Source organism: Rudaea sp. (genome assembly GCF_036383415.1).
Taxonomy (GTDB): Bacteria; Pseudomonadota; Gammaproteobacteria; order Xanthomonadales; family Rhodanobacteraceae; genus Rudaea.
In genome coordinates this window covers 1-24,628 of record NZ_DASVOK010000130.1, presented here as the reverse complement: position 1 = coordinate 24,628, position 24,628 = coordinate 1, and the positions used below count along the sequence as shown (strand labels likewise).

The following is a 24,628-nucleotide window of genomic DNA, read 5'->3' as shown; positions in this document are numbered from 1 at the left end:
CCGTTGACTCAGATGCCCGTCATGCCGAGTGTGTTGTAGCCGGCATCGACATAGGTCACCTCGCCGGTGATGCCCGAGGCCAGATCCGAGCAGAGGAATGCGGCGGTATTGCCCACTTCGTCGATCGTCACACTGCGGCGCAGCGGTGCATTCTGTTCGACATGGTCGAGCATCTTGCGGAAATTGGCGATGCCGGCGGCGGCGAGCGTCTTGATCGGCCCGGCCGAGATCGCATTGACGCGCGTGCCTTCCGGTCCAAGGTTGTAGGCGAGATAACGCACCGAGGCTTCGAGGCTGGCCTTGGCCAGGCCCATGACGTTGTAGTTCGCCAGCGCGCGCTCGGCGCCGAGGTAGGTGAGAGTCAGAACTGCGCCGTTACGCCCCTTCATCAGCGGTCGCGCGGCCTTGGCCAGCGCCGGCAGACTGTAGGCCGAGATGTCGTGCGCGATGGCGAAGTTCTCCCGGGTCAGGCCGTCGAGGAATTCACCGGTCAGCGCCTCGCCCGGGGCGAAACCGATCGAGTGGATGAGGATGTCGAAGCCGTCCCAGTGCTTGCCGAGATCGGTGAACAATTGCGCGATCTGTGCATCGTCGGTCACGTCGCAGGGCAGGACGATGTCCGAACCCAATGTCTTGGCGGCCTCTTCGACGCGCGGCTTGAGCTTGTCGTTGACGTAGGTGAAAGCGAGTTCGGCGCCTTCGCGGTGCATCGCCTTCGCGATGCCCCAAGCGATCGAGCGGTTGCTGATGATACCGGTGATCAGCGCGCGTTTGCCCTGCAGAAATCCCATTGTGCACTCCAACGATCGTTGTTTCGAGCACGCAATTCTAGCGCAAGCTCAGGCGGATCGAACTGGAGTTGCGCTGCGCAGAGGGCGGCGCCTGCAAACTACTTCGCCGCTTCGAGCAACGGCGCATTGAGCACGAGTTTCTGGCCGAGGCGCAGAGTGGCGTTGCGCGAAAGGCGGTTCCAGTGCAGCAGGTCTTCCATGCGCACGCCGTAGCGATTGGCGATGTCCCACAGCGTGTCGCCGGAGCGAACGGTGCAGGTACCTTCCTTGCTCGCCGCGGCCGGAGGAGACGCGGTCTGGATCGCAACGGCCGCCTGGCGAGCCGCTGCCACCGGGGTTGCCGCTGCAACGGACGCAGATTCGGCACCACGTCCCGGCAGCATGAGGCGCGTGCCGGAAGGCAAGGTTGTCGCCGTCGCACCGATGTGGTTGACCTGAGCGAGGGCGGCCGCGTCCAGATCGTAGGCCATGCTCAGCGTGTCGAGGCTTTGCGGTTGCTGCAACTTCGCTTCGCGCCAGTTCTGCCAGGCGTATTGTGGCAGCATGCCGAGCGTGCGTTCGATCGCCGGCCGCTGCTGCGCGGGAACGAGCAGGTGGAACGGACCGCGTTCGGGCATGCGCGCCTTGAGATAGGCGGGATTGAGACGCTGCAATTCGGCGAAGTCCATGCCGGCAAGTTTCGCCGCGAGGCGCAGATCGAGTGGCGCGGGTAGTTCAAGCAGGGTCAGCGCGTCGTCGGCATCGGGCTCGGGCAGCTCGACGTGATAGCGCTCGGGAGCGGAAACGATGCACGACACCGCCAATAGCTTGATCAGGTGCTCGTAGTTGACCTGGTTGAGGCGTAGCGTCGCGATCTCGGCCGGGCTGATGCTGCGCCGCTTGCCCAGTGCGGCGCGGACGCTGTTTTCGCCGGCATTGAAGGCCATGTTGGCCAGGCGCCAGTCGCCGAAGCTTTCCTTGTACTGCTTGATCAGCGCAAGTGCGGTGCGGCTGGACGCGGTAATGTCGAGACGGCCATCGTATTCGCTGTCGACGCGCAGACCATTCTCGCGCGCGGTGAACGGCATCAGCTGCCACATGCCGGCGACGCCGTCGCCGCGAGCGGGAATCATGTTGTAGCTCGACTCCACCCAGGGCAGGAACGCGAACTCGCCCGGCATATCGTATTTTTCGATCTGCTCGGTGACGATGAGCAGCAACGGCATCGCCTCCTTGAAAGCCGCGGAGAGATGCGCCGGGCTTGACGCCATCTGGGTGGCGAACTGGCGCACAGTCGGACTGTAGTCGCACCCGGGCATCGCGTAGCGTGCGCGCAGGCGCGGCCACGGCGAGGCGGGCGTTGCGGGAATCAGCTTCGGCGCTTTCGGCTCCACCACCAGATCGGGCACTGCGCCGGGTTGCGGCGGCTCGGGCACCACGACGGCATGACGGACCACCGGCGTGCTGCACGCCGCGAGCAGGATGAAGGCACAGCCCAAGGTCGCGCAGCACGCGCTGAGCGTGAGCAGGCGACGCTCGCGCCGGTTGGCGCAGGCGTTGCTCTCAGCCTTGGATGGCATAGCCGCAGATCATGCTTCAGGAGGTTCCCGTTCAAATCGACGGGCGGACTATAGCAGCGAGCCAGATTTGCGCCATTAAAAAGTCATAAAGTATAAACAAAATTTTAACATTTCGTTTATCCGGATTTCAGCATCGTAAATCTGTTCTAATTCGACACCTTCCGCACTGCATACCTTGCGGCTCCATGCCGGTCGAGACGAACGATTTCTACCAACATCCCGCGATTTGCAACCTGTTCCGACAGGAGCTCGCCACCTTGGCGCCGATCCTCGCAGGTGTGTATGGCACGACGGGACTGTTTCTGCGCGCGCATGCGGCAGCGCCCGACGAACTGCCGGCCAATCTGCTCGGCAACGTCGTCAGCCTCGCGCTCGACGATGCGCAGACCCTGTGCGGTGGCCTTTCCTGTGCGCCCGCCGAGCTGCCGCTTGCCGGCGAGAGCTGCAAGCTGGTCGTCGTCCAGCACCTGTTCGAGCGCCTCGACGATCCGACACCCTGCATCGGCGAGATCGCGCGCGTACTCGCACCCGAGGGCGTGCTGCTCGTGCTCGGTTTCAATCCGCTGAGCCTGTGGCGGCCCTGGCTGGCTGGCACAGCACGGCGGGCGCGCCTGCCGATCCGGGTGCGATCGGCACAAAGCTGGGCTGTGGAGATAGGTGCGCAGGGCATCGACGTGCTGCAAACGCGCTATCCCGGCGCCTGGTCGCCCTGGTCGGCATCGTTGGCCGAACCACCGACGGTGATTGGCTCGATGCCATTGGCCTGGTTGCGCGGCAGCTGGCTGCTGCTCGCGCGCAAGCGCCGCTGCGTGTTGACGCCGTTGCGCCTGCGTCGCGACGCGCGCGAACTCGCGCGCAATCCACGCCTCGTGCCGGGTGCGCATCGCGAGTGCGCCCACGTGCTCGCGCCGATCGAAGAGAAGTGCGCGTGAGCGCCGCGGAGGTGGTCGAGGTTTTCACCGATGGCGCCTGCCTCGGCAATCCGGGGCCGGGTGGCTGGGCGGCGTTGATGCGCTACAAGAAAGTGGAAAAGTGGATAAGTGGAAACGCCGACGAAACGACGAACAACCGCATGGAGTTGATGGGCGCGATCGGTGCGCTCGAGGCGCTGAAGCGGCCGTCGACCGTGCGTCTGACCACCGACTCGCAGTACGTCAAGCAGGGTATCGAATCCTGGGTTCCACGCTGGCGTGCGAACGGCTGGCGCACCGCCGACAAGAAGCCGGTGAAGAATCAGGACTTGTGGGAGCGGCTCGTCGCGGCGGCTGCGCCGCATACCGTGGAATGGCATTGGACGCGTGGACACTCGGGCCACGAGGAAAACGAACGCGTCGATCAACGCGCGCGCAGCGAGGCGTTGACCGCCCAGGAGAACAAGTTGTGAGGCAAGTGGTGCTCGATACCGAGACGACGGGGCTGGAAGTCAACAAGGGCCATCGCATCGTCGAGATTGGCTGCGTGGAATTGCTCGAACGCCGGCCGACCGGCAACGAATTTCATTGCTACCTCAATCCGCAGCGGGTGATGGACGAAGGTGCCACCGCGGTCAGCGGCATCACCGATGACTTTCTCGTCGACAAGCCACTGTTCGCCGACGTTGCCCAGGAGTTCTTGGCCTTCATCGACGGCGCCGAAGTGATCGCGCACAACGCGAGCTTCGACATGGGTTTCCTCAGCGCCGAGTTTGCGCGCCTGGCGCAACCGGTGCGCATCGCCGAGCGCGTCAGCGTGCTCGATACGCTGCTGCTCGCACGCGAGAAATATCCGGGGCAGAAGAACAATCTGGACGCGCTGTGCAAACGCCTCGGCGTCGACAACAGCCATCGCGATCTGCACGGCGCGTTGCTCGACGCGCAACTGCTCGCCGATGTGTATCTCGCGATGACTGCGGGGCAGGGCGATCTCGGCCTGGGTTTGCAGAACGAGCCGGTCAAGGCACGGGTACGCGCGGCGGCTTCGGCTATCGTCGATGCGGTGGTGCGCGTGCGTCGGGCCGATGCCGTGGAGTTGGCCGCGCACGTGGCGCGCCTCGCTGCGATTCAGAAGGTGAGCAAGGACAACTGCCGCTGGTTGCGGGACTGAGCGCGGGTAGGGCGGATCAGCGGTTACGCACGAGCACCGCAGTCACGTTGTCCGAACCGCCGCCATCGAGCGCGGCGAGGATCAGGTGATCGACGCATTCCTGTGCCGACAAGTCGTCGCGCGCCAGGATCGCGGAAATCTGCTTGTCGTCGACTTCTTCGGTCAGCCCGTCCGAGCACAGCAGCACCTGCATGCCCGGACCGAACCGGCCGCGCAGCGTTTCCACGCGCAGGCTCTGCGGATCGGTGACGCCGAGCGCCTGGGTGACGACATTGCGATGCGGGTGCGTGCGCGCCTGCTCGTGGGTGATCGCGCCTTGCTTGATCAATTCCTGCACATAGGAATGATCCTGTGAAATCTGCTTGAGCCCGCCGTCCCAGAGATAGATGCGGCTGTCGCCGACCCAGCACGCTTCGTATTCCGTGCCGCTGACGTGCAAGGCGACGATCGTCGTGCCCATGGGCAGTGCTTCGGAGCGGCGGCCGGACAACTGCAGGATGTCCGCATCCGCGCTCTGCACGGCTTGGGCGAGGCTGCCACCCGAACCGACTTCGCGCACCACCGCATCACGTGCGAGTGCGCTCGCCACTTCGCCGTGCGCGTGGCCGCCCATGCCGTCGGCGACGAGCCAGAGGCCGATATCCGCGTCGGCGTAATACGTGTCTTCGTTGTGCTCGCGGCGCAGGCCGATGTGGGTGCCGTGTCCGAATTCGATCATGTTGTGTTCTTGTTTCGACCGGGCCTTGCAGATCGGAATGCGTCCCTCGCCGCATTCTTCATTTTCCGTCCGAGGCTCGATGCCAGTGGGCATAGCATGAAGGCGTGCGACGAGGGGCGCAAGCAGAAAGACGTGATGCCGGTCATGCACGATCTGCGAAACGGATCGCATGGTGCGAAGATAAAAGGAAAAGGCCCGCGAAGCGGGCCTTTGGTTGGATGTTGGTGGAGGTGGGGGGAATTGAACCCCCGTCCGAAAACACTACGTCCCTGGCTCTACATGCATAGCTCACCGTTTGATCTCGTCCCGCGGCAACACGGCGTGCGAAGCGCACCGAAGGACCAGTCGGTTAAGAGTTAGCTGATGATCGACCGACGGCGATCAGCGGCGATTCCGTGATAGTGACCCTACACCGGCGAGCACGGACACAAGCGGGTTCGGGGCTAGGCCTTAAGCGGCCAGAGCGTAGTTGTCGTCGTTGGCAACTAAAAGTTTGCTGCTGGATTAACGAGGAAAGCTGCCCCCTCGGCATGCACCAAGCGATTTCGTTGTCCCCGTCGAAGCCATGTCACCCCCGGGATGAAACGCTGGTCAGTTCATTATATGGGCCGGCGGCCCGGACATTCAATGAAGCGCGCGAACAGGATTCAGGCAAAGCGGTTCTTCGAGCGCATGGCCTGCTGCTTCTCGCGCGCAAAGTCACGATCCTTTTCCGCTGCGCGCTTGTCGTGGTCCTGCTTGCCCTTGGCGAGGCCGAGTTCGACTTTGACCCGATTGCCTTTCCAGTACATCGCCGTCGGCACGAGCGTGTAACCCTTGCGCTCGACGGCGCCGACGAGCTTGTCTATCTCCGCGCGATTGAGCAGCAACTTGCGCGTGCGCTTGTCCTCGGCGACGACGTGGGTCGAGGCCGAGAGCAGCGGCGGAATCGAGGCGCCAAACAGGAAGATCTCGCCGTTGCGCACTATCGCGTACGCCTCGACGATGCTGATGCGACCGGCGCGCAGGCTCTTCACTTCCCAGCCCTGCAATGCGATGCCGGCCTCGTAGCGTTCGTCGATGTGGTATTCGTGTCGCGCGCGCTTGTTCAGCGCGATCGTCGAATCGGTTTTCTTGTTGTCTTTGGCCATTGAATTTGTGCCGCGCCGCGATGCATGCGCCGCCGTTACGTTCTAGAATTGCCCGATGCCCGATCGAACATTGTATACATTTTTTCACGAGGCCGCCGCGTGATCCAGATTCGCCGCAGCGCGATCGTGCGCCACAGTTGCGTGCGCATGTTCGATCTGGTCAATGATGTCGAGGCGTATCCGCGTCGCTTCAACTGGTGCGCGGGCGCAAAAGTGCTCGCCCACGAGGCCGATGCGTTGACCGCGCGCCTCGATCTGCGCCTCGGTGGAATGACGCAGAGTTTCACCACGCGCAACACGCTCGAAGCGCCGCATCGCATCGCCATGCAGCTCGTCGAGGGACCGTTCCGCGCATTGCACGGCGCCTGGACTTTCACTGCGCTCGGCGATGCCGGTTGCAAGATTGCGCTGGCGCTCGATTTCGACTACTCCGGTTTGATGGGCCCGATGCTGCGCGCGGGATTCCAGAAGCTGGCCGATCGCATGGTCGACGAATTCTGCAGCGAGGCCGATCGTGCCTTTGCCTGAAGCGTCACCGGCGACATCGCCATCGACAACGATACGAGTCGAAGTCGTCTACGCCGAGCTGCAGCGGCAGATCGTGCGCGTGGCGACATTGCCGCCCGGCGCGACCGTGGGTGAGGCGATCCGCCTCTCGGGCATCCGCGATGCGCTGCCTGCGGACTTCGAACCGACATCGATCGGCATCTTCGGTCGCATGGTCGTGCCAGCTGCTTTGCTGAGCGACGGCGATCGCGTCGAACTCTACCGTCCGCTGAAGATCGACCCCAAGCAGGCGCGCCGCCGCCGCGCCGAAAAACAAAAGCGGCCGGGAACGGCCGCTTCTTGACTCCGTTGAGCGGGCGACAGAAAAACTAGGCGCCGGTATCGTCGCCGCCGCTGCGCTTCTTCTTGTCTTCGTCGCTGCGCTTTTCGTCGGGGTACTGACGTTTGTACTTGGTCGCGAGGCGGATCAGTTCCACCGGATCCTCGGAGAAGTAGTCGCCATCGATCTTGGTCAGGCTGTCACCCTCGAAATAGAGGACGAGATCCTTGGTTTCCATGCGGCCGTTGCCGCGACGGAACGTGGAGATGTAGTCCCAGCGGCTCTGCTGGAACGGGTTCACCACCGACGGGCTGCCCATCGTCAGCATGACCTGGCGCTTGCTCATGCCGGGCTTGAGCGACTCGACCTGGGTCTTGCTGAACAAGCTGCCTTGCTGGATGTCGAGCTGGTAGATCGGATTGCAGGCGCCGAGCCCGAACGCGATGGCGGCCAGCGCGAGCACGCGTGGCAAGGTCGGAGAAATTCTGGGCATCTTGGCCTGGGTCATCGGAAATGCGGGGCGGTCGTCGAGCGCACGATGATACACTAGCCGCCGGCTCCAACGGGCGCGCACAGAGCGTCCGGCATTCAGGTGATACTCATATGAGCACCTCGAAAAGCCTACTACGCTCAACAATTTGCGCGCCGACGGTGCTCGGAATCCTCATGTACTGACGTGTACACTCCGGTTCCTGCGCTCCGTCGACGCACAAATTCTCTTCGCTCGCTACGGTTTTTCGAGGTGCTCATATGGAAACTCAAGATTTGCGCAAGGCGGGGCTCAAAGTCACGCATCCGCGCATGCGCATCCTCGAAATCCTCGAAGCCTCGGATGGCAAACATCTGACCGCCGAGGACATCTATCGTCAGTTGCTCGAGCATGACGACGAGATCGGCCTCGCCACGGTCTATCGCGTGCTGACCCAGTTCGAGGCGGCCGGCCTCGTCGCCAAGCACAATTTCGAGGGCGGCCAGGCGGTCTACGAGATCGAGCGCGGCAAGCACCACGACCACATGGTCGACCTCGACAGCGGCAAGGTCATCGAATTCGTCAGCGAGGACATCGAACGCCTGCAGCGCGAAATCGCCGACAAGCACGGCTACGTGATCGAGGAGCACAGCCTCGTGCTGTACGTGCGGTCGAAAAAAACGGCGAAGCGCTCTTAGCGGCGTACTCGCGCCGCTGCGTCAGCGGCTTGCGCTTCCCAGCATCTGCTTTGCGTGCGCCAGCGTCTCGCGCGTGATCTCGACGCCGCCGAGCATGCGCGCGATTTCGTCGCGGCGCGACTTGTCGTCGAGTGCTTCGATCTGCGTCCGCGTCGCCTTGCCGTCGGTCGACTTGGCCACGCGCAGGTGATGATGACCCTGCGCCGCGACTTGGGGCAGGTGAGTGACGCACAGCACCTGGCGATGTTTTCCGAGCCGGCGCAGCTTCTGCCCGACGACCTCGGCGACCGCGCCGCCGATGCCGGTATCGACCTCGTCGAACACCATCGTCGCCACGGCATCGGCGCTGGCGTCGTCCTTGCCTAGCGCGGCGACTTCGATCGCGAGGCTGATGCGCGACAATTCGCCGCCCGAGGCTACCTTGCGCAGCGCACGCGCGGGTTGGCCGGGATTGGCGCTGACGAGGAATTCCACGCGCTCGACGCCTTGTGCATCGGGCGAGGTTTTTTCTGCCGGTTCGATCTGCACTTCGAAACGGCCGCCGGCCATGCCGAGTTCGCCCATCAATGCGCTGACGTTCGCACCCAGGGTTTTGGCCGTTGCCGCGCGCGCGGTGGAAAGTTTCGCCGCGGCGGCGCGGTAATCACGCTCGACGGCGGCACGTTCGCGTTCGAGCTTTTCCAGCGCAGCGCCCGCGCCTTGCAGCGTCTCGAGTTCATCGCGCAGCGCCTGCGCATGCGGCTTGAGCTCGACCGTCGGCACTCGATGCTTGCGGCTGAGTTCGTGCAGCTTGGCGATCTGCGTCTCGGTCTCGGCGAGCTTGTCGGGATCGAGGTCGAGTGCATCGCGATAGCGCAAAAGCGCGGCGTTCGCCTCGTCGAGCTGGACGCCGGCCGCGTCGAGCAGATCGCCCGTCGACGCAAGTCCAGTGTCGGTCTGCGCGAGACGCGCGATTTCGCTCTGCGCGCGGTGCATGAGCCGCAGCAGGCTGAATTCTCCGTCGCCGTCGAGCAGTTCGGCGAGCGCGCTCGTGCCCTGGATCAGTTGCCCCGCGTTGGCGAGGCGTTTGTGCGTTTCGTTGAGCGCTTCGAGTTCGGCGGGTTCGAGTGCATGGCGATCGAGTTCCTCGACCTGGTGCGCGAGCAGCGCGATGCGTTCGGAATGGTCGTGTTCGCCCTGCAGTGCGCGCATGCGTGCGTCGATGTCGCGCCAGCGTGCGGCCAGTGTTGCGACCGGCGTTGCGAGGTCGGCGTGATTGCCGAATGCATCGAGCAGGGCAAGCTGGCTGCTCTTATCGAGCAAGGCCTGATGTTCGTGTTGGCCGTGGATTTCGATCAGGCGTTCGCCGAGTGCCTGCATCTGTGCCAGCGTCGCCGGGCGGCCGTTGATCCACGCGCGTGAAGTGCCTTCGGCGCGGATCACGCGGCGCAGTTGGCAGGTGCCATCGTCGTCGAATTCTTCTTCGCGCAGCCAGGCCGATGCCGCGGGTGCATCGCCGAGGTCGAAGTCGGCGATCAGCTCGGCGCGCTCGCTGCCGTGGCGCACGACGCCCGCGTCCGCGCGCTGGCCCGCCAGCAGCAACAGACAATCGACCATCAGCGACTTGCCCGCGCCAGTTTCGCCGGTGACCACGGTGAGGCCCGGCGCGAAGGCGATTTCGGCTTCGCCGACGATGGCGAAATCCTTGACGAACAGCGTTTGCAGCATGGAAGGCGAGGTGGCGGTCGGCGCGCGCACGCTATCACGCGAAACCAGCGATGAACAACCTTGAACGATGCCGCGGAAAATCCATATTGACCCTGCCGGTTTCCGTTGCTAGCGTCACCGTACTGTTCCACACGCCTGCCCATGTCCGCTCATTTCGGCCACCAACTCGATCCGCGCGCGCGCCAGTTGTTGCGTACGCTGATCGCGCAGTACATCGCCGACGGCCAGCCGGTCGGCTCGCGCACGTTGGCGAAGAATTCGGGCCTCGACGTAAGCCCCGCAACGATCCGCAACGTGATGGCCGACCTCGAGGAACTCGGCCTGCTCGCCGCACCGCATACCTCGGCCGGGCGCGTGCCGACTGCGCAGGGCTACCGCATGTTCGTCGACAGCCTGCTCGAGCTGAAGCCGCTCGACGAACCGCAGATCGACGCGCTGCGCCGCGAACTGCCGACCCAGGCGCCGACCCAGGACCTGCTCAACGGCGTGTCCTCGCTGCTCTCCGAAGTTACCCATTTCGTCGGCGTCGTCACCGTGCCGAAGCGCGAGGAATTCCCGTTCCGCCACATCGATTTCGTCGCGATCGGCGGCAACCGCGTGCTCGTCATCCTCGTCTTCGCCGACAACGAAGTGCAGAACCGCGTGATCGTGACGCAGCACGTCTACTCGCCGAGCGAACTCGAGCAGGTGTCGAACTTCCTCAACGCGAACTACGCCGGCCTGCGCATGAGCGAGATCCGCGAGCGGCTCAAGCGAGAAATGCGTGAGACCAGTGCGCGCCTGCATCAGCTCATGGTCGCGGCGGCCGACGTAACCAGCCAGGCATTCCCGGATCAGACCAATGCCGACATGCTGATCAAGGGTCAGGTCAACCTGATGGGCGCGCAGGTCGCGGCTGACATGGACAGCCTGCGCGAACTGTTCGAGGCATTCCAGCGCAAGCGCGATCTGTTGAACCTGCTCGAAAACTGCTCGCGTGCCGAAGGCGTGCGCCTGTTCATCGGTGAAGAATCCGGCTTCAATCCGCTCGGCGCCTACAGCCTCGTGACCGCCCCCTACGGCGTCGACGGCCGTGTGCTCGGCGTGCTCGGCGTGATCGGGCCGACGCGCATGGCCTACCAGCGCGTGATTCCGGTCGTGCAGGCGACGGCGCAGATTTTGTCGGGCGCGCTGGCCGCAGCCTCTTGAACGGCGCGCGCCTGCCCTCATAAATCCGCTCGGGGTAAACTAATCGAATCGGCCTGCGGCTCCGGTCGCGGGCCAGCCATTGCCCGGAAGTCCATCGCGGGCTTCCTGCGGGCAGGAATGAACCATCGGATTGTGGAGCGTTTGTGAGCAACGAGAACACCGATCCCGGGAAACCGGAAAATACCGCGGCGGGTGGCCCCGCCGATGCCGAGCAGAACGGCGATGAGCTGAACAAGCTCGTCAACGAATATGAGACCAAGCTCGGCGAGATGCGCGAGCTGCTGCTGCGCGAGCGCGCCGAGATCGAAAACCAGCGCAAGCGCTTGCAGCGCGATCTCGACCAGGCGCGCAAGTTCGCCAACGAGCGCGTGCTCGGCGACCTGCTGCCCGTGTGCGACAGCCTCGAGCGCGGCCTGGCCGTGCAGACGGCCGATGCGGCCAGCCTGCGCGAGGGCATGGAGCTGACCCTGAAGGCGCTGCTCAAGGTCGCCGAAGGCAACGGCCTGAAGCCGATCGACCCGGTCGGCCAGCCGTTCAATCCCGAGCAGCACCAGGCGGTGAGCATGGTCGAGGCACCGGGGACGAAGCCGGATACCGTCGTCGCCGTGATCCAGAAGGGTTACGTGCTGAACGATCGCCTGCTGCGGCCTGCATTGGTGACCGTGTCCAAGGCGTCATGAGACTTGAATTGAGTCGCGCGTAGCCACATTTTTGCTGTCAATCGCGGCCCAGCGCCGCATAAAAATTCGAACCGACCCCGGCGGGTCGAAAAAATCAAAATTCTTGGAGAAAACTCATGGGTAAAATCATCGGTATCGACCTCGGCACGACCAACTCGTGCGTGGCGGTCATGGAAGGCACGACGGCGCGCGTGATCGAGAATTCCGAAGGCGATCGCACCACGCCTTCGATCGTCGCCTACAAGGACAATGAAATCCTCGTCGGCGCCACCGCGAAGCGCCAGGCTGTGACCAATCCGAAGAACACGTTTTACGCGGTGAAGCGCCTGATCGGGCGCAAGTTTACCGATGCCGAGGTGCAGAAGGACATCGGCCTCGTGCCGTACAAGATCCTCGCGCACGACAACGGCGATGCCTGGGTGTCGACCGCGGGCGGCAAGCAGATGGCGCCGCCGGAAGTGTCCGCGCAGGTGCTGATCAAGATGAAGAAGACCGCCGAAGACTTCCTCGGCGAGCCGGTCACCGAGGCCGTCATCACCGTGCCCGCGTACTTCAACGACTCGCAGCGCCAGGCGACCAAGGACGCCGGCCGCATCGCGGGCCTCGACGTCAAGCGCATCATCAACGAGCCGACCGCGGCTGCGCTCGCCTACGGCATCGACAAGCAGGGCGGCGATCGCAAAGTTGCCGTGTACGATCTCGGCGGCGGCACGTTCGACGTGTCGATCATCGAGATCGCGAACGTCGACGGCGAGAAGCAGTTCGAAGTCCTGGCGACGAACGGCGATACCTTCCTCGGCGGCGAAGACTTCGACAAGCGCCTGATCGACTACCTCGTCGAAGAGTTCAAGAAGGAATCGGGTGTCGACCTCAAGAACGACTCGCTCGCGTTGCAGCGTCTGAAAGACGCGGCCGAGCGCGCCAAGATCGAGCTGTCGAGCGCGCACCAGACCGACGTCAACCTGCCGTACATCACCGCCGACGCGTCCGGTCCGAAGCACCTCAACATCAAGCTCACGCGCGCCAAGCTCGAGGCGCTGGTCGCCGACCTGATCGAGAAGACGATCGCGCCGTGCCGTACCGCGATTTCCGACGCGGGCCTGAAGGTCTCGGACATCAGCGAGGTCATCCTCGTCGGCGGCCAGACGCGCATGCCCAAGGTGCAGGAAGCGGTGAAGAACTTCTTCGGCAAGGAGCCGCGCAAGGACGTCAACCCGGATGAAGCCGTCGCCGTCGGCGCGGCGATCCAGGGCGGCGTGCTTTCGGGCTCGGTCAAGGACGTGCTGCTGCTCGACGTCACCCCGCTGTCGCTCGGCATCGAGACGGCCGGCGGCGTGATGACCAAGTTGATCGAGAAGAACACGACGATCCCGACCAAGGCGCAGCAGACCTTCTCGACCGCCGAGGACAACCAGACCGCGGTCACAGTGCACGTGCTGCAGGGCGAGCGTGAGCGCGCGAGCGCGAACAAGTCGCTCGGCAAGTTCGATCTGCAGGGCATCCAGCCGGCGCCGCGCGGCATGCCGCAGATCGAGGTCGCATTCGACATCGACGCCAACGGCATCCTACACGTCTCGGCCAAGGACAAGGCCACGGGCAAGGAACAGCGCATCGAGATCAAGGGTTCCTCGGGCCTGTCCGAGGACGAGATCAAGCGCATGGTCAGCGATGCAGAGGCGAACAAGGAAGAGGACAAAAAGTTCCACGAACTCGTCGCGGTGCGTAACAAGGCCGACCAGCTCGTCCACGCCACGCGCGCGGCAGTCAAGGAGCACGGCGGCAAGGTCGACGGCAGCCAGATCGGCGCGATCGAAACTGCGCTGGCCGACCTCGAGAAGGTGATGAAGGGCGAGGACAAGGATGCGATCGAGTCGCGCATCGCCGCGCTCGAATCGGCTTCCCAGTCGCTTGCGGCTGCGGCCGCCGCGGCGGGGCAGGGCGGTCCCGCCGGTGATGCCGGCACTCAGGCTGGCGCAGGATCCGCGCCGAAGGACGATGTCGTCGACGCCGAGTTCACCGAAGTCAAAGACAAGAAATAAGCTGGCGGCGTCGGTGCCGCGGATCGGCATGAAGTACATTGAGCCTCGCGTACAGCGAGGCTCAACTGTTTGACGGAGGGCGCATGAGCGAGGTGCCGAGTCTGTATGATTGGGCCGGAGGGGCGTCTGCGCTCGAACGGCTGACTGACGTTTTCTATCGGAAGGTCAAGGCGGATTCACTGCTGCAACCGGTGTTCGAGCACATGGACGAGCGGCATCCGCAGCACGTTGCGAAGTTCATTGGTGAAGTGTTCGGCGGGCCCGCCGCGTATTCAATCGAACGCGGCGGCCATCCGCACATGATCCGGCAGCATCTTGAGCGCCATTTGAGCGAGCCGATGCGCAGGCAGTGGGTGAATTTGTTGCTCGATGCGGCAGATGAAGCGGGTTTGCCGACGGATCCCGAGTTCCGCTCGGCGTTTCTGGCCTACATCGAATGGGGCACACGGCTCGCGCTGATCAATTCGCAACCCGGCGTCGATGTCGAGGCCGAGCAGCCCATGCCGAAATGGGGTTGGGGCGAGGCCAAGGGGCCGTATACCAGCTAGTGTTTGCACGAGATAAGGGATATGGACAAGGGGAGACTTGAAGCATTCACCGACGGTGTGATCGCCGTGATCATCACGATCATGGTTTTGGAGCTGAAGCCGCCGCACGAAGCGAGCTGGGAGTCGCTGCTCGCCAACTGGCCGGTGTTCCTGAGCTACGTGCTCAGCTTCATCTACGTCGGCATCTATTGGAACAATCACCATCATCTGATGCATCTCGTCGAGCGCATCGACGGCAAGGTGATGTGGGCGAACCTGCACGTGTTGTTCTGGCTGTCGCTGTTCCCGTTTACAACCGCCTGGTTGAACGAGGCGCATGGTGAGCACGGTGCGTTGCCGGCGGCGATACCGACGGCGGTCTACGGATTCGTGTTGTTGATGACCGCGCTGGCTTGGACGCTGCTGATCCGCTTCCTCATCCGCAGCAACGGCGGTCCGGGCTGCCCGCTCGCGCGCGCGCTCGCGAGCGGCTGGAAGGAAATGGTCTCGCCGATTCTTTATCTCGTTGCCATTGCGCTCGCGTTTTTCGCGCCCATAGTGTCCTGTGTGCTGTACGCGGTCGTGGCGGCGATCTGGTTCATCCCGGACCGGCGCATCGAAAACCACGTGGCGGCGAACAAATGACCCGGTTTCCATCTCCATGAGCAAACGTTGCTACTACGAAGTTCTTTCCGTCGAACGCACCGCGACCGACGGTGAACTGAAGACCGCCTTCCGCCGCCTGGCGATGAAGTATCACCCTGACCGCAATCCGGGCGACCGCGATTGCGAGATGCATTTCAAGGAAGCCAAGGAAGCCTACGACGTGCTCGGCGACGCACAGAAGCGCGCCGCCTATGATCGCCACGGCCACGCCGCGTTCGAACACGGCATGGGCGGCAACGGCGGCTTCCATGCCGATGTCGGCGACATCTTCGGCGACATTTTTTCCGACATCTTCGGCGGCGGCCGCGGCGGCCGCCAGCGCCGCGGTTCCGACCTGCGCTACATGCTCGACCTCGATCTCGAGGAAGCCGTGTTCGGCATCGAGAAGACGATCAACGTGCCGACGCTCGTCGCCTGTGAAAAATGCGAAGGGTCCGGTTCGGCCGACGGCAAATTGTCGAAGTGCGGCACTTGCCAGGGCCATGGCCGCGTGCGCATGCAGAACGGCATCTTCTCGATCCAGCAGGCCTGTCCGCACTGCGGCGGTAGCGGCCAGGCCATCACCAATCCGTGCAAGAGCTGCCGCGGCGAAGGCCGCTTGCGCAGCGAAAAGCGCCTGGAAGTGAAGATTCCCGCCGGTGTCGACACCGGCGATCGCATCCGCCTCGGCGGCGAAGGCGAAGCCGGACCTGCAGGCGCGCCCGCGGGTGACCTCTATGTCGAAGTGCAGGTGCGCGAGCACGCGATCTTCCAGCGCCAGCAGGACGATCTTTACTGCGAAGTGCCGATCCGCTTCTCGCAGGCCGCGCTTGGCGCCGAGATGGAGGTGCCGACGCTCGGTGGCGAAGCCCTGATCAAGATTCCCGCCGAAACCCAGACCGGCAAGCTGTTCAAGTTGCGCGGCAAGGGCGTGCGCAACGTGCGCAGCGGCCACGTCGGCGATCTGCTCTGCCGCGTCGTCGTGGAAACCCCGGTCAAGCTCAGCAAGCAGCAGCGCGAATTGCTGCAACAGTTCGAGGACAGCTTCGGCGACGACCACTCCGCGCACACGCCGCGCGCGTCGTCCTGGCTGGACAGCGTCAAGCAGTTCTGGGATCGCGTGACGACCTGATCCGCGCCACTTCTCCGCCGTGAAGCAACGCGGCTAAGATGGCGGCATGAACGATCTCGTCAATGTCGTCGTCTATGGCGCTGCCGGCCGCATGGGCCAGGCGGTCATCCGTGGCGTGCTCGAATCGAAGCAGGCCCGCCTCGCTACTGCCTTGGTGCGGCCCGGTTCGGGTCTGGCCGACGAGCCGCTCGATCGCGTCTTCGGCGCGCTTCCGCGCGACGTCGATTTCGCCACCTCGCTCGATCCCGACGTACCCTGTGACGTGCTCGTCGATTTCAGCGGCCCGGTCGCGTTCGACGGGGCGCTGGCCCTGGCCGTGCAGCGCGGCGCCGCGTTCGTCAGCGGCACGACGAACCTGCGCGACGTGCAGTACGCTGCGCTCGACAACGCGGCGCGGACGATTCCGGTGTTATGGGCGTCGAACTTCAGCCTCGGCGTCGCCATGCTCGCGCGCATGGCGCGCCGCGCCGCGGCAGCACTGCCCGATTGGGATTGCGAGATCGTCGAGCTGCATCACAACCGCAAGCAGGATGCGCCTTCGGGCACCGCGCTGACACTCGGCGCCGCGGTTGCCGAAGGGCGCAAGATCGCGCTTGAAGACCATGCGCGCTACGAGCGCCACGGCCAGGTCGGCGCGCGCCCGCCGGGCGAGATCGGCTTCGCCGCGCTGCGTGCCGGCGATGTCGCCGGCGAACATACCGTCATCTTCGCCAGCCAGGGCGAACGCATCGAGTTGACCCATCGCGCGACCGACCGCGACATCTTCGCGAGCGGCGCGCTCGCTGCGGCGATCTGGCTGGCGCGGCGTGAACCCGGGCGCTACAGCATCGACGACGTGCTCGCGCCGCAGGAGTGAAAACAGCGTGCCGGCTTCCATGCCGGCACGCTGCCTATCCGGGTCGAACTCAGTTCAGCGCCGGGTTGTTCTCGGCGAAGTACTCGTGGCTGTCCGCATTCATCACCGCCTGCGCGACATTGGTCAGGGCTAGGTTGTGCGCTGCGGTCTGGCCATAGGCGTAGTCGTCGGTGCCGGCAACGACGGTGAAGTGGCTGCTCTCGTGGATGAGCGTTCCGGCGCGCGAGTCGGTGCCGGTGTTGGGCGCGCTCCAGAACGCACCGCACAGATGCACGGTGTACGGCTGGTCGGGATAGACGTAGGCATAGGTGCGCTTCTGCTTGCAGCCGCAGTCGAACGTGTAGGGCTGCGTCGACAGGGCGCTGACCAGGTTGTTGTAGTGCGTCGTGATCAGCGCGTAGTTGCTGCTCGTGTAGCCGCCGAACCACCACGTGTAGCGGCTGCCCGCGGCACCCGTGGCGAGATAGCTCTTGGCATTGTTCGCGTAGACGACGGCGGAGTCGCGCGCCGGCACGATCTGCGTCTGCTGGGTGTTCGTGCACTTGACGTAGCTGTTGCTCGCGGCAGCCGCGGCAAGGGCGCCCGTGCCCGTCGGCAGGCGGCTTTGCAACGACTGCACTTCACCACGCGCGCCGACCGGTCCCATCGAGTCGATGCTGCGCGCACCTGCATCGACCCAGATCGTCGCCGATTGCGTCTCGACCGGGCGGGCGATTTTCGCGCCGCTTTTCTGCACCGCGCTGGCTTCGAGGATCAGCTCGCCGCCGTGCGGTGCATAACTCACCTCGTAGGCGCCGCCGTTGCGCAAGTCGTAGTAGGCGCTCAGGTCGACGTCGACCGTGCGCGACTGGCCCGGCTTCAGCTCGAAATAGTCTTCCTCGGTAGGTTCGCCGCGCTTGACCATGGCACCGATGTAGCGCGCACGCACGCCGTTCTGTTCGACGCGGAACAGGTTCGCGGTCATCTCATCGCCGAGCGGCGTGCCCCAGCTGAGAATGTGGATGCTGTCGCTGCCCTGGTTCTCGATGCGGAAATGCAGCTTGCCGCTGCCGATATCCGCTGCCGATATTTCCCCCGCGTCCTGAAGATGCGCGACGACACCTTGCGCCGCCGCCGCCGTCACTCCCCCGAATCCCGCCGCCAACATCATCAACTTCACAGCAAAGTTTCGCATTGCCTTGATCCTTATGGAAATGTTGATGTGATATGCCCGCGATCGGATAGCGCCTGACCGGTTCGGTCAGCACTGCTTGACGGTAAATGATCCCCACGCAATCCAGGTGCCGAGCACACTTCCCCAATGTTCGCGGCAGCGCGTGCCGCTGGCTGGCACGATAGTCTATGCGGAAGTTGCCACGCAAGCGGCTGCGCAGGGTGCCGCCGGGTGCTGGCTCAGACCGCTCAATCCTTGTGCGCGGCGTTCTTGTCGCGGCCGGCGCCGAACTTGCGATCGAGCGAGCCGAACAGCTTTTTGAATACGCGCGAGAACTTGCCGCGCTGGGTCTTGCGCAGTTTTTCGTCTTCGCTGGTCAGCCAGGCGATCTGGATCACGCGGCGCTCGCCTTCGTGCGGCAGGTGGCCGTGGAAGGAATTGTCGGCGCGGCGGAACACGACGAAGTTGCCGTAGACCGGCCTGATTTCAGGCGCGGCGAGGTCGTCGATGTCGTCGATGCGGTTGAGAAAGCGCAGGCAGCCCTCGCTGATGTCCGGCCACGACGGGGCAAGATAGAGCAGGGCGGTGGCGATTTTTGATTTGCTGTCGGTGTGGATCGTGCCATGGCGCTTGTTGAGGTGGCGACACAGCGTGATCAGCGTCGGGTATTGGCCGAGATCGGAGATGCCGAGGCGCGCGCCGACCGCGCTCGCGACGGCGGGATCGATGAGCTGATGGATCAGCGCGTTCATGCTCGGGCCGCAGTCCTTTTCCTCGTACGGAAAAAAACCGGCGCTCGAATACTTCGGGAAATCGCGGTCGAGTTCGGTCGCCGCTGCCGCCGGCAACTGGTCGTGTGCGACGAAGAAGTGGAACGGTGCGTCGCGCACGAGGGTGTCGGCGCGATCGAGATGCGCGGGATCGAACAGGACGGGCGAGGCGCTGGCAGCGACGGCGGACATGTAAACGCTCAGTCTGGGTTCGCCGGATTCTAACGCCATCGCCGTCAAGGATCCTTCAAAACGCGCATTGCGCGATGGACAGGTAGGCCCCCTCGCCGGTATCATTCGTACTCGCCCGTAACCCTCGCCCACGGTCCCGAGTTTCTCAGGCCCGCGGGTGCCGCTGCATCCAGAGGTTGCGTGGATTTTTGCGGACATTCCTGTTCGCGAGAATCAAAAAAAGCGGTCATTCGTGGCCACACTTTTCAATTCCAGGCGACGCAACACATGACCCCAGCCATTCTCGCCCTCGCAGACGGCACGATCTTCCGCGGCATCTCCATCGGAGCCGCAGGCGAGACCGTCGGCGAGGTCGTATTCAACACCGCGATCACGGGCTACCAGGAAATCCTGACCGATCCGTCCTATGCGCGCCAGATCGTCACGCTGACCTATCCGCACATCGGCAACACCGGCGTCAACGCCGTCGACGAGGAGTCGGAAATGATCCAGGCGGCCGGACTCGTTGTCCGCGACCTGCCGCGCCTCGCGAGCAACTGGCGCTCGACGGAATCCCTCGACGCCTACCTGCGCCGCCACGGCATCGTCGCGATCGCCGACATCGACACGCGCGCGTTGACGCGCCTGCTGCGCGACAAGGGCGCGCAGAACGGCTGCATCCTCGCCGGCGAAGACGTGTCCGACGAGCGCGCGCTGGCCGCGGCGCGCGCGTTCCCGGGATTGGCCGGAATGGATCTCGCCAAGGTCGTGACCACGCAGGCACCGTATCGCTTTGATGCGGGCAGTTACGATCTCGATCGCACGGCCTTCGCCGCGGTGACGGGCAAGTACCACGTCGTCGCCTATGATTTCGGTGTGAAGAAGAACATCCTGCGCATGCTCGTGGATCGTGGCTGCGCGCTGACTGTCGTGCCGGCACAAACGCCCATCTCCGATGTGCTCGCGCTCAAACCCGACGGCGTGTTCCTGTCGAACGGCCCGGGTGACCCGGAACCCTGCGACTACGCCATCGCCGCGGCGCGCGAAACGATCAAGCGCAAGATCCCGCTGTTCGGCATCTGTCTCGGCCACCAGATCATGGGCCTCGCGGTCGGCGCGAAGACGCTGAAGATGAAGTTCGGCCATCACGGTGCCAATCATCCGGTCAAGGACCACGACGACGGCCGCGTGCTCGTCACCTCGCAGAACCACGGCTTCGCCGTCGATCCGACGACATTGCCCGCGAACACGCGCGTCACCCACACCTCGTTGTTCGACGGCTCGCTGCAGGGCTTCGCGCTGACCGACGCACCGGCGTTCTGCTTCCAGGGTCATCCGGAGGCAAGTCCGGGCCCACACGATATCGGTTACCTGTTCGACCGCTTCGTGTCGAGCATGGTCGAAGCGCAATCCGTTCGCGCCGCCTGAGCCAGTTTTTCCATCGACGATAGAAAATGCCCAAACGCACAGACATCAAAAGCATCCTCGTCATCGGCGCCGGCCCGATCGTGATCGGCCAGGCCTGCGAGTTCGACTATTCGGGCGCGCAGGCGTGCAAGGCGCTCAAGGCCGAGGGTTTCCGCGTTATCCTCGTCAACTCGAATCCGGCGACGATCATGACCGATCCGGAGACGGCTGACGCGGTCTACATCGAGCCGATCAACCGTGCCACGGTCGAGGCGATCATCGCCAAGGAAAAGCCCGATGCGCTGCTGCCGACGATGGGCGGGCAGACTGCGCTCAACTGCGCGCTCGACCTGGCCGATGCGGGCATCCTCGACAAGTACAAGGTGGAACTGATCGGCGCCTCGCGCGAAGCGATCCGCATGGCCGAGGACCGCGAGTTGTTCCGCGTCGCGATGAAGGAAATCGGCCTCGAATGCCCGCGCGCTGAAGTTGCCAAGACTTTCGAGCAGGCGGTCGAGATCCAGGCACGCGTCGGCTATCCGACCATCATTCGCCCGAGCTTCACGCTCGGCGGTTCCGGCGGCGGCATCGCTTACAACCGCGAGGAGTTCGAGGAGATCATCAAGCGCGGCCTCGATCTTTCGCCGGTGCACGAAGTGCTGGTCGAGGAATCCGTGCTCGGCTGGAAAGAATTCGAGATGGAGGTTGTGCGCGACAAGGCTGACAACTGCATCATCGTCTGCTCGATCGAGAACTTCGATCCGATGGGCGTGCACACGGGCGACTCGATCACCGTCGCGCCGGCGCAGACGCTGACCGATAAGGAATACCAGCGTCTGCGCGATGCGTCGATCGCCGTGCTGCGCAAGATCGGCGTCGACACGGGCGGCTCGAACGTGCAGTTCGGTATCAACGCCGAAAACGGCCGCGTCGTCGTCATCGAGATGAATCCGCGCGTGTCGCGTTCCTCGGCGCTGGCGTCGAAGGCGACCGGTTTCCCGATCGCCAAGATCGCGGCCAAGCTCGCCGTCGGCTACACGCTGGACGAGCTGCGCAACGACATCACCGGCGGCGCGACGCCGGCTTCATTCGAGCCGACGATCGACTACGTCGTCACCAAGATTCCGCGTTTTGCGTTCGAGAAATTTCCGGCCGCGGACGCACGCCTGACCACACAGATGAAGTCGGTCGGTGAGGTAATGGCGATCGGACACACGTTCCAGGAATCGCTGCAGAAGGCGCTGCGCGGCCTCGAAACAGGCAAGGACGGGCTCAATCCGACCGGCCTGGATTTCGCCAATGCCGACGACGTCGCCACGCTCAAGCGCGAACTGCGCGAACCGAAGCCGGACCGCATCTTCTACGTCGCCGACGCATTTCGTGCCGGCATGTCACTCGAGGACATCTACGCATTGACGCGCATCGACCGCTGGTTCCTCGACCAGATCGGCGAGCTGATCGAAATCGAAACGGCGGTAAAGACGGCCGGATTGAAGGGCCTCGACGCTACGCAGATGCGTGCGCTTAAGCGCAAAGGCTTTTCCGACGCGCGCCTGGCCGCGCTGCTCGGCACCGACGAAACCGCGGTGCGCACACTGCGTCGCGCCTTCAACGTGCGCCCAGTGTACAAGCGCGTCGACTCGTGCGCGGCCGAGTTCGCGACGACGACGGCATACCTGTACTCGACCTACGAGGAACAGTGCGAAGCCGCGCCGACCGCGCGCGACAAGATCATGGTGCTCGGCGGCGGACCGAACCGCATCGGCCAAGGCATCGAGTTCGATTATTGCTGCGTCCACGCCGCGCTCGCGCTGCGCGAGGACGGCTTCGAAACGATCATGGTCAACTGCAATCCGGAGACCGTCTCGACCGACTACGACACGTCCGACCGGCTCTACTTCGAGCCACTGACGCTCGAAGACGTGCTCGAAATCATCGACGTCGAGAAGCCCAAGGGCGTGATCGTGCAGTACGGCGGGCAGACGCCGCTCAAGCTCGCGCGCGCGCTCGAAGCGAATGGCGCGCCGGTGATCGGCACGAGCCCGGACTCTATCGATCTCGCCGAAGACCGCGAGCGTTTTCAGCAGATGGTGCAGAAGCTCGGCCTGACCCAGCCGCCGAATCGCACCGCACGCACGCCCGACGAGGCGCTCGCGCATGCGCGCGACATCGGTTATCCGCTCGTCGTGCGCCCGAGCTACGTGCTCGGCGGGCGCGCGATGGAAGTCGTGCATTCCGACGCGGACCTCAAGCGCTACATCACCGACGCGGTCAAGGTGTCGAACGATTCGCCGGTGCTGCTCGACCGCTTCCTCGACAACGCGGTCGAGGTCGACGTCGACATCGTCGCCGACGCGCAGGGCAACGTGCTCATCGGCGGCATCATGGAGCATATCGAGGAAGCCGGCGTGCATTCGGGCGACTCCTCGTGCTCGTTGCCGCCGTATTCGCTCAGCGAGAAGGTACAGAACGAACTGCGCGCGCAGGTGACACGCATGGCGCGCGAGCTCAAGGTCATCGGCCTGATGAACACGCAGTTCGCGATCGCGCAGGAGAACGGCGACTCGACGATCTACATCCTCGAAGTCAACCCGCGTGCCTCGCGCACTGTGCCGTTCGTATGCAAGGCCACCGGCGTATCGCTGGCGAAGATCGCCGCGCGCTGCATGGCGGGCAAGAGTCTCGCAGAACAAGGCGCGACGCGCGAAATCATTCCGGAATATTTCTCGGTCAAGGAAGCGATCTTCCCGTTCGCGAAATTCCAGAACGTCGATCCGATCCTCGGTCCCGAGATGCGCTCGACCGGCGAAGTCATGGGCGTTGGCCGCAGCTTTGGCGCCGCGTTCGCGCGCGCGCACGAGGCGGCAAACATTTCGGCGCCGAAGGTCGGCAAGGTGTTCGTTTCGGTGCGCGACGCGGACAAGCCGCGCCTGCTGCCGGTTGCGCAGGACCTGATCCGCCGCGGCTACAGCCTGATCGCAACCGCCGGCACGCACGCCTATCTCGTCGAACATGGCGTCACCTGCGAGTACATCAACAAGGTGCTCGAAGGCCGCCCGCATATTCTCGACGCGATCAAGAACGGCGAAATCGTGTTCATCGTCAACACCACCGAAGGACGCCAGGCAATCGCCGATTCGTTCTCGATCCGCCGCGAAGCGCTGCAGCAGCGCATCACCTATTCGACCACGGTTGCGGGCGCGCGCGCGCTCGTTCACTCGCTCGACTTCCGCAGCGGCGGTGAGGTATACAGCTTGCAAGAGTTGCACAAGGAATTGACTGCATGAGTGACAAAGAATGAAGCGCGCGCCAATGACTCAGAAGGGCTCGGAGCGCCTGCGCTCCGAACTGGAGCGTCTGAAATCCGAAGATCGCCCGCGCATCATCGCCGCGATCGCCGAAGCGCGCGCGCACGGTGACCTGCGCGAGAACGCCGAGTATCACGCCGCGCGCGAGCAGCAGGGTTTCATCGAGGGCCGCATCAAGGAACTCGAAGCCGGCCTGAGCTTCGCCGAGGTGATCGACGTCGCACGCCTGAATCCCAACGGCAAGATCGTGTTCGGTGCGACCGTCGACCTAGTCGAGGAAGCGAGCGGCGCCGAGATCACCTACCAGATCGTCGGCGACATGGAAGCGGACATCAAGTTGCGCCTGATCGCGGTCAACTCGCCGCTCGCTCGCGCGCTGATCGGCAAGAGCGAAGGCGACGCTTTCGAGTTCCAGGCGCCGAACGGCGTGAAGAGCTACGAGATCATGGCGGTGCGCTACGAGGCCTGAGCGTCTCCGCGACGACGCGGGACGCCGGAGTTTCTCATGCGGCTGAGGCTGTTGCTGCCCGCGCACAGACATCTCGAAAGCGCGATCGCGGGGTCGTGGCTTGCGCGCGGCGATCGCACGGCCGATGTCGCGCAGGGACGCGCGACGGTGCTGCGCGAATGTTTCGCGATCGATGCGGTAACGCTGCCCGTTGCCGCGTTGACTCGCAGCATCGACGCGGGCGATGCCGGCGAAGCGAAGTGGCTGCGCGCCGATCCCGCTTTCGTCATGGCGGATGCGGTGACCTTGCGCCTGCTCGCGTGC

At 64.2% G+C, this 24,628-nt stretch carries 24 protein-coding genes, 1 other RNA gene and 1 pseudogene; 17 read left to right on the top strand and 9 right to left on the bottom strand.

The window, feature by feature from the left end; genetic code table 11:
- Positions 1-8: 8 nt before the first annotated feature.
- Together VF497_RS05065 and VF497_RS05060 are read right to left on the bottom strand one after the other, a co-directional pair.
- Complete coding sequence (locus VF497_RS05065) at positions 9-791, bottom strand: enoyl-ACP reductase (protein ID WP_330886549.1); 783 nt, start codon at positions 789-791, stop codon at positions 9-11.
- A gap of 98 nt (positions 792-889) precedes the next feature.
- Positions 890-2,350 (bottom strand): LysM peptidoglycan-binding domain-containing protein, encoded by a 1,461-nt coding sequence (locus VF497_RS05060; protein ID WP_330886548.1) that lies wholly within the window; start codon positions 2,348-2,350, stop codon positions 890-892.
- A gap of 185 nt (positions 2,351-2,535) precedes the next feature.
- Here VF497_RS05060 and VF497_RS05055 point away from each other — a divergent pair, with 185 nt between their 5' ends.
- From VF497_RS05055 to dnaQ, 3 genes are read left to right on the top strand one after another with little or no spacing between them, the layout of a single operon-like run.
- Positions 2,536-3,282, top strand: a complete 747-nt coding sequence (locus tag VF497_RS05055; RefSeq protein ID WP_330886547.1) for a methyltransferase domain-containing protein — start codon at positions 2,536-2,538, stop codon at positions 3,280-3,282.
- Positions 3,273-3,734, top strand: coding sequence for a ribonuclease HI (rnhA, locus tag VF497_RS05050; protein WP_330886546.1), 462 nt, complete (start codon positions 3,273-3,275; stop codon positions 3,732-3,734). The genes VF497_RS05055 and rnhA overlap by 10 nt, the downstream gene beginning before the upstream one ends.
- A complete protein-coding gene (dnaQ, locus tag VF497_RS05045; protein ID WP_330886545.1) occupies positions 3,731-4,432 on the top strand; it encodes a DNA polymerase III subunit epsilon in 702 nt (233 codons plus the stop codon). The genes rnhA and dnaQ overlap by 4 nt, the downstream gene beginning before the upstream one ends.
- A 16-nt stretch (positions 4,433-4,448) precedes the next feature.
- Here dnaQ and VF497_RS05040 read toward each other — a convergent pair whose 3' ends face one another.
- The 3 genes from VF497_RS05040 to smpB all read right to left on the bottom strand — a co-directional run bounded on the left by VF497_RS05040 (position 4,449) and on the right by smpB (position 6,280).
- On the bottom strand, positions 4,449-5,150 hold the full coding sequence (locus VF497_RS05040) for a PP2C family protein-serine/threonine phosphatase (RefSeq protein ID WP_330886544.1): 702 nt from the start codon (positions 5,148-5,150) through the stop codon (positions 4,449-4,451).
- 222 nt (positions 5,151-5,372) lie between these two features.
- Positions 5,373-5,726, bottom strand: a transfer-messenger RNA (tmRNA) gene (ssrA, locus tag VF497_RS05035).
- Between the two features lie 71 nt (positions 5,727-5,797).
- On the bottom strand, positions 5,798-6,280 hold the full coding sequence (gene smpB / locus VF497_RS05030; RefSeq protein ID WP_330886543.1) for an SsrA-binding protein SmpB: 483 nt from the start codon (positions 6,278-6,280) through the stop codon (positions 5,798-5,800).
- Between the two features lie 99 nt (positions 6,281-6,379).
- On the opposite strand from smpB, the gene VF497_RS05025 reads away from it, so the two are divergent.
- Positions 6,380-6,808 carry a type II toxin-antitoxin system RatA family toxin gene (locus tag VF497_RS05025; RefSeq protein WP_330886542.1) on the top strand — a complete coding sequence of 143 codons (429 nt, stop codon included), beginning with the start codon at positions 6,380-6,382 and terminating at the stop codon, positions 6,806-6,808.
- Positions 6,795-7,130: an RnfH family protein gene (locus VF497_RS05020; protein ID WP_330886541.1), complete on the top strand. Its 336-nt coding sequence runs from the start codon at positions 6,795-6,797 to the stop codon at positions 7,128-7,130. Before VF497_RS05025 ends, VF497_RS05020 begins: the two co-directional genes overlap by 14 nt.
- A gap of 25 nt (positions 7,131-7,155) precedes the next feature.
- Here VF497_RS05020 and VF497_RS05015 read toward each other — a convergent pair whose 3' ends face one another.
- Positions 7,156-7,653, bottom strand: coding sequence for an outer membrane protein assembly factor BamE (locus VF497_RS05015; RefSeq protein ID WP_330886540.1), 498 nt, complete (start codon positions 7,651-7,653; stop codon positions 7,156-7,158).
- Between the two features lie 203 nt (positions 7,654-7,856).
- Here VF497_RS05015 and fur point away from each other — a divergent pair, with 203 nt between their 5' ends.
- Positions 7,857-8,273, top strand: a complete 417-nt coding sequence (gene fur / locus VF497_RS05010) for a ferric iron uptake transcriptional regulator (RefSeq protein ID WP_330886539.1) — start codon at positions 7,857-7,859, stop codon at positions 8,271-8,273.
- 21 nt (positions 8,274-8,294) lie between these two features.
- On the opposite strand, the gene recN is transcribed toward fur, so the two are convergent.
- Positions 8,295-9,980, bottom strand: coding sequence for a DNA repair protein RecN (gene recN, locus VF497_RS05005; protein WP_330886538.1), 1,686 nt, complete (start codon positions 9,978-9,980; stop codon positions 8,295-8,297).
- A gap of 141 nt (positions 9,981-10,121) precedes the next feature.
- Between recN and hrcA the strand changes: the two genes are divergently transcribed.
- From hrcA to dapB, 7 genes are all read left to right on the top strand, one after another.
- The gene (hrcA, locus tag VF497_RS05000) at positions 10,122-11,168 is read left to right on the top strand and encodes a heat-inducible transcriptional repressor HrcA (RefSeq protein WP_330886537.1); all 1,047 of its coding nucleotides are present in this window, start codon (positions 10,122-10,124) and stop codon (positions 11,166-11,168) included.
- A 143-nt stretch (positions 11,169-11,311) separates the two neighbouring features.
- Positions 11,312-11,848, top strand: coding sequence for a nucleotide exchange factor GrpE (grpE, locus tag VF497_RS04995; protein ID WP_330886536.1), 537 nt, complete (start codon positions 11,312-11,314; stop codon positions 11,846-11,848).
- A gap of 116 nt (positions 11,849-11,964) precedes the next feature.
- Entirely contained in the window at positions 11,965-13,887 is a 1,923-nt protein-coding gene (gene dnaK, locus VF497_RS04990; protein WP_330886535.1) for a molecular chaperone DnaK, read from the top strand.
- An 83-nt stretch (positions 13,888-13,970) separates the two neighbouring features.
- Entirely contained in the window at positions 13,971-14,435 is a 465-nt protein-coding gene (locus tag VF497_RS04985) for a group II truncated hemoglobin (protein ID WP_330886534.1), read from the top strand.
- Between the two features lie 21 nt (positions 14,436-14,456).
- Positions 14,457-15,059: a TMEM175 family protein gene (locus VF497_RS04980; protein WP_330886533.1), complete on the top strand. Its 603-nt coding sequence runs from the start codon at positions 14,457-14,459 to the stop codon at positions 15,057-15,059.
- A gap of 16 nt (positions 15,060-15,075) precedes the next feature.
- Positions 15,076-16,191, top strand: coding sequence for a molecular chaperone DnaJ (dnaJ, locus tag VF497_RS04975; RefSeq protein WP_330886532.1), 1,116 nt, complete (start codon positions 15,076-15,078; stop codon positions 16,189-16,191).
- Positions 16,192-16,237: 46 nt separating this feature from the next.
- Complete coding sequence (gene dapB / locus VF497_RS04970; RefSeq protein ID WP_330886531.1) at positions 16,238-17,047, top strand: 4-hydroxy-tetrahydrodipicolinate reductase; 810 nt, start codon at positions 16,238-16,240, stop codon at positions 17,045-17,047.
- Between the two features lie 49 nt (positions 17,048-17,096).
- Here the strand turns inward: dapB and VF497_RS04965 are convergent, their stop codons facing one another.
- Complete coding sequence (locus VF497_RS04965) at positions 17,097-18,221, bottom strand: M35 family metallo-endopeptidase (protein WP_330886530.1); 1,125 nt, start codon at positions 18,219-18,221, stop codon at positions 17,097-17,099.
- A gap of 227 nt (positions 18,222-18,448) precedes the next feature.
- Positions 18,449-19,162 (bottom strand): 2OG-Fe(II) oxygenase, encoded by a 714-nt coding sequence (locus VF497_RS04960; RefSeq protein WP_330886529.1) that lies wholly within the window; start codon positions 19,160-19,162, stop codon positions 18,449-18,451.
- Positions 19,163-19,429: 267 nt separating this feature from the next.
- Between VF497_RS04960 and carA the strand changes: the two genes are divergently transcribed.
- The 4 genes and pseudogenes from carA to VF497_RS04940 form a co-directional block, all read left to right on the top strand.
- On the top strand, positions 19,430-20,569 hold the full coding sequence (carA, locus tag VF497_RS04955) for a glutamine-hydrolyzing carbamoyl-phosphate synthase small subunit (protein ID WP_330886528.1): 1,140 nt from the start codon (positions 19,430-19,432) through the stop codon (positions 20,567-20,569).
- A gap of 26 nt (positions 20,570-20,595) precedes the next feature.
- Complete coding sequence (carB, locus tag VF497_RS04950) at positions 20,596-23,835, top strand: carbamoyl-phosphate synthase large subunit (RefSeq protein WP_330886527.1); 3,240 nt, start codon at positions 20,596-20,598, stop codon at positions 23,833-23,835.
- 10 nt (positions 23,836-23,845) lie between these two features.
- Entirely contained in the window at positions 23,846-24,325 is a 480-nt protein-coding gene (gene greA, locus VF497_RS04945; protein ID WP_330886526.1) for a transcription elongation factor GreA, read from the top strand.
- 36 nt (positions 24,326-24,361) lie between these two features.
- Positions 24,362-24,628: pseudogene (locus VF497_RS04940) on the top strand (phosphoglycerate mutase); the annotation flags it as partial.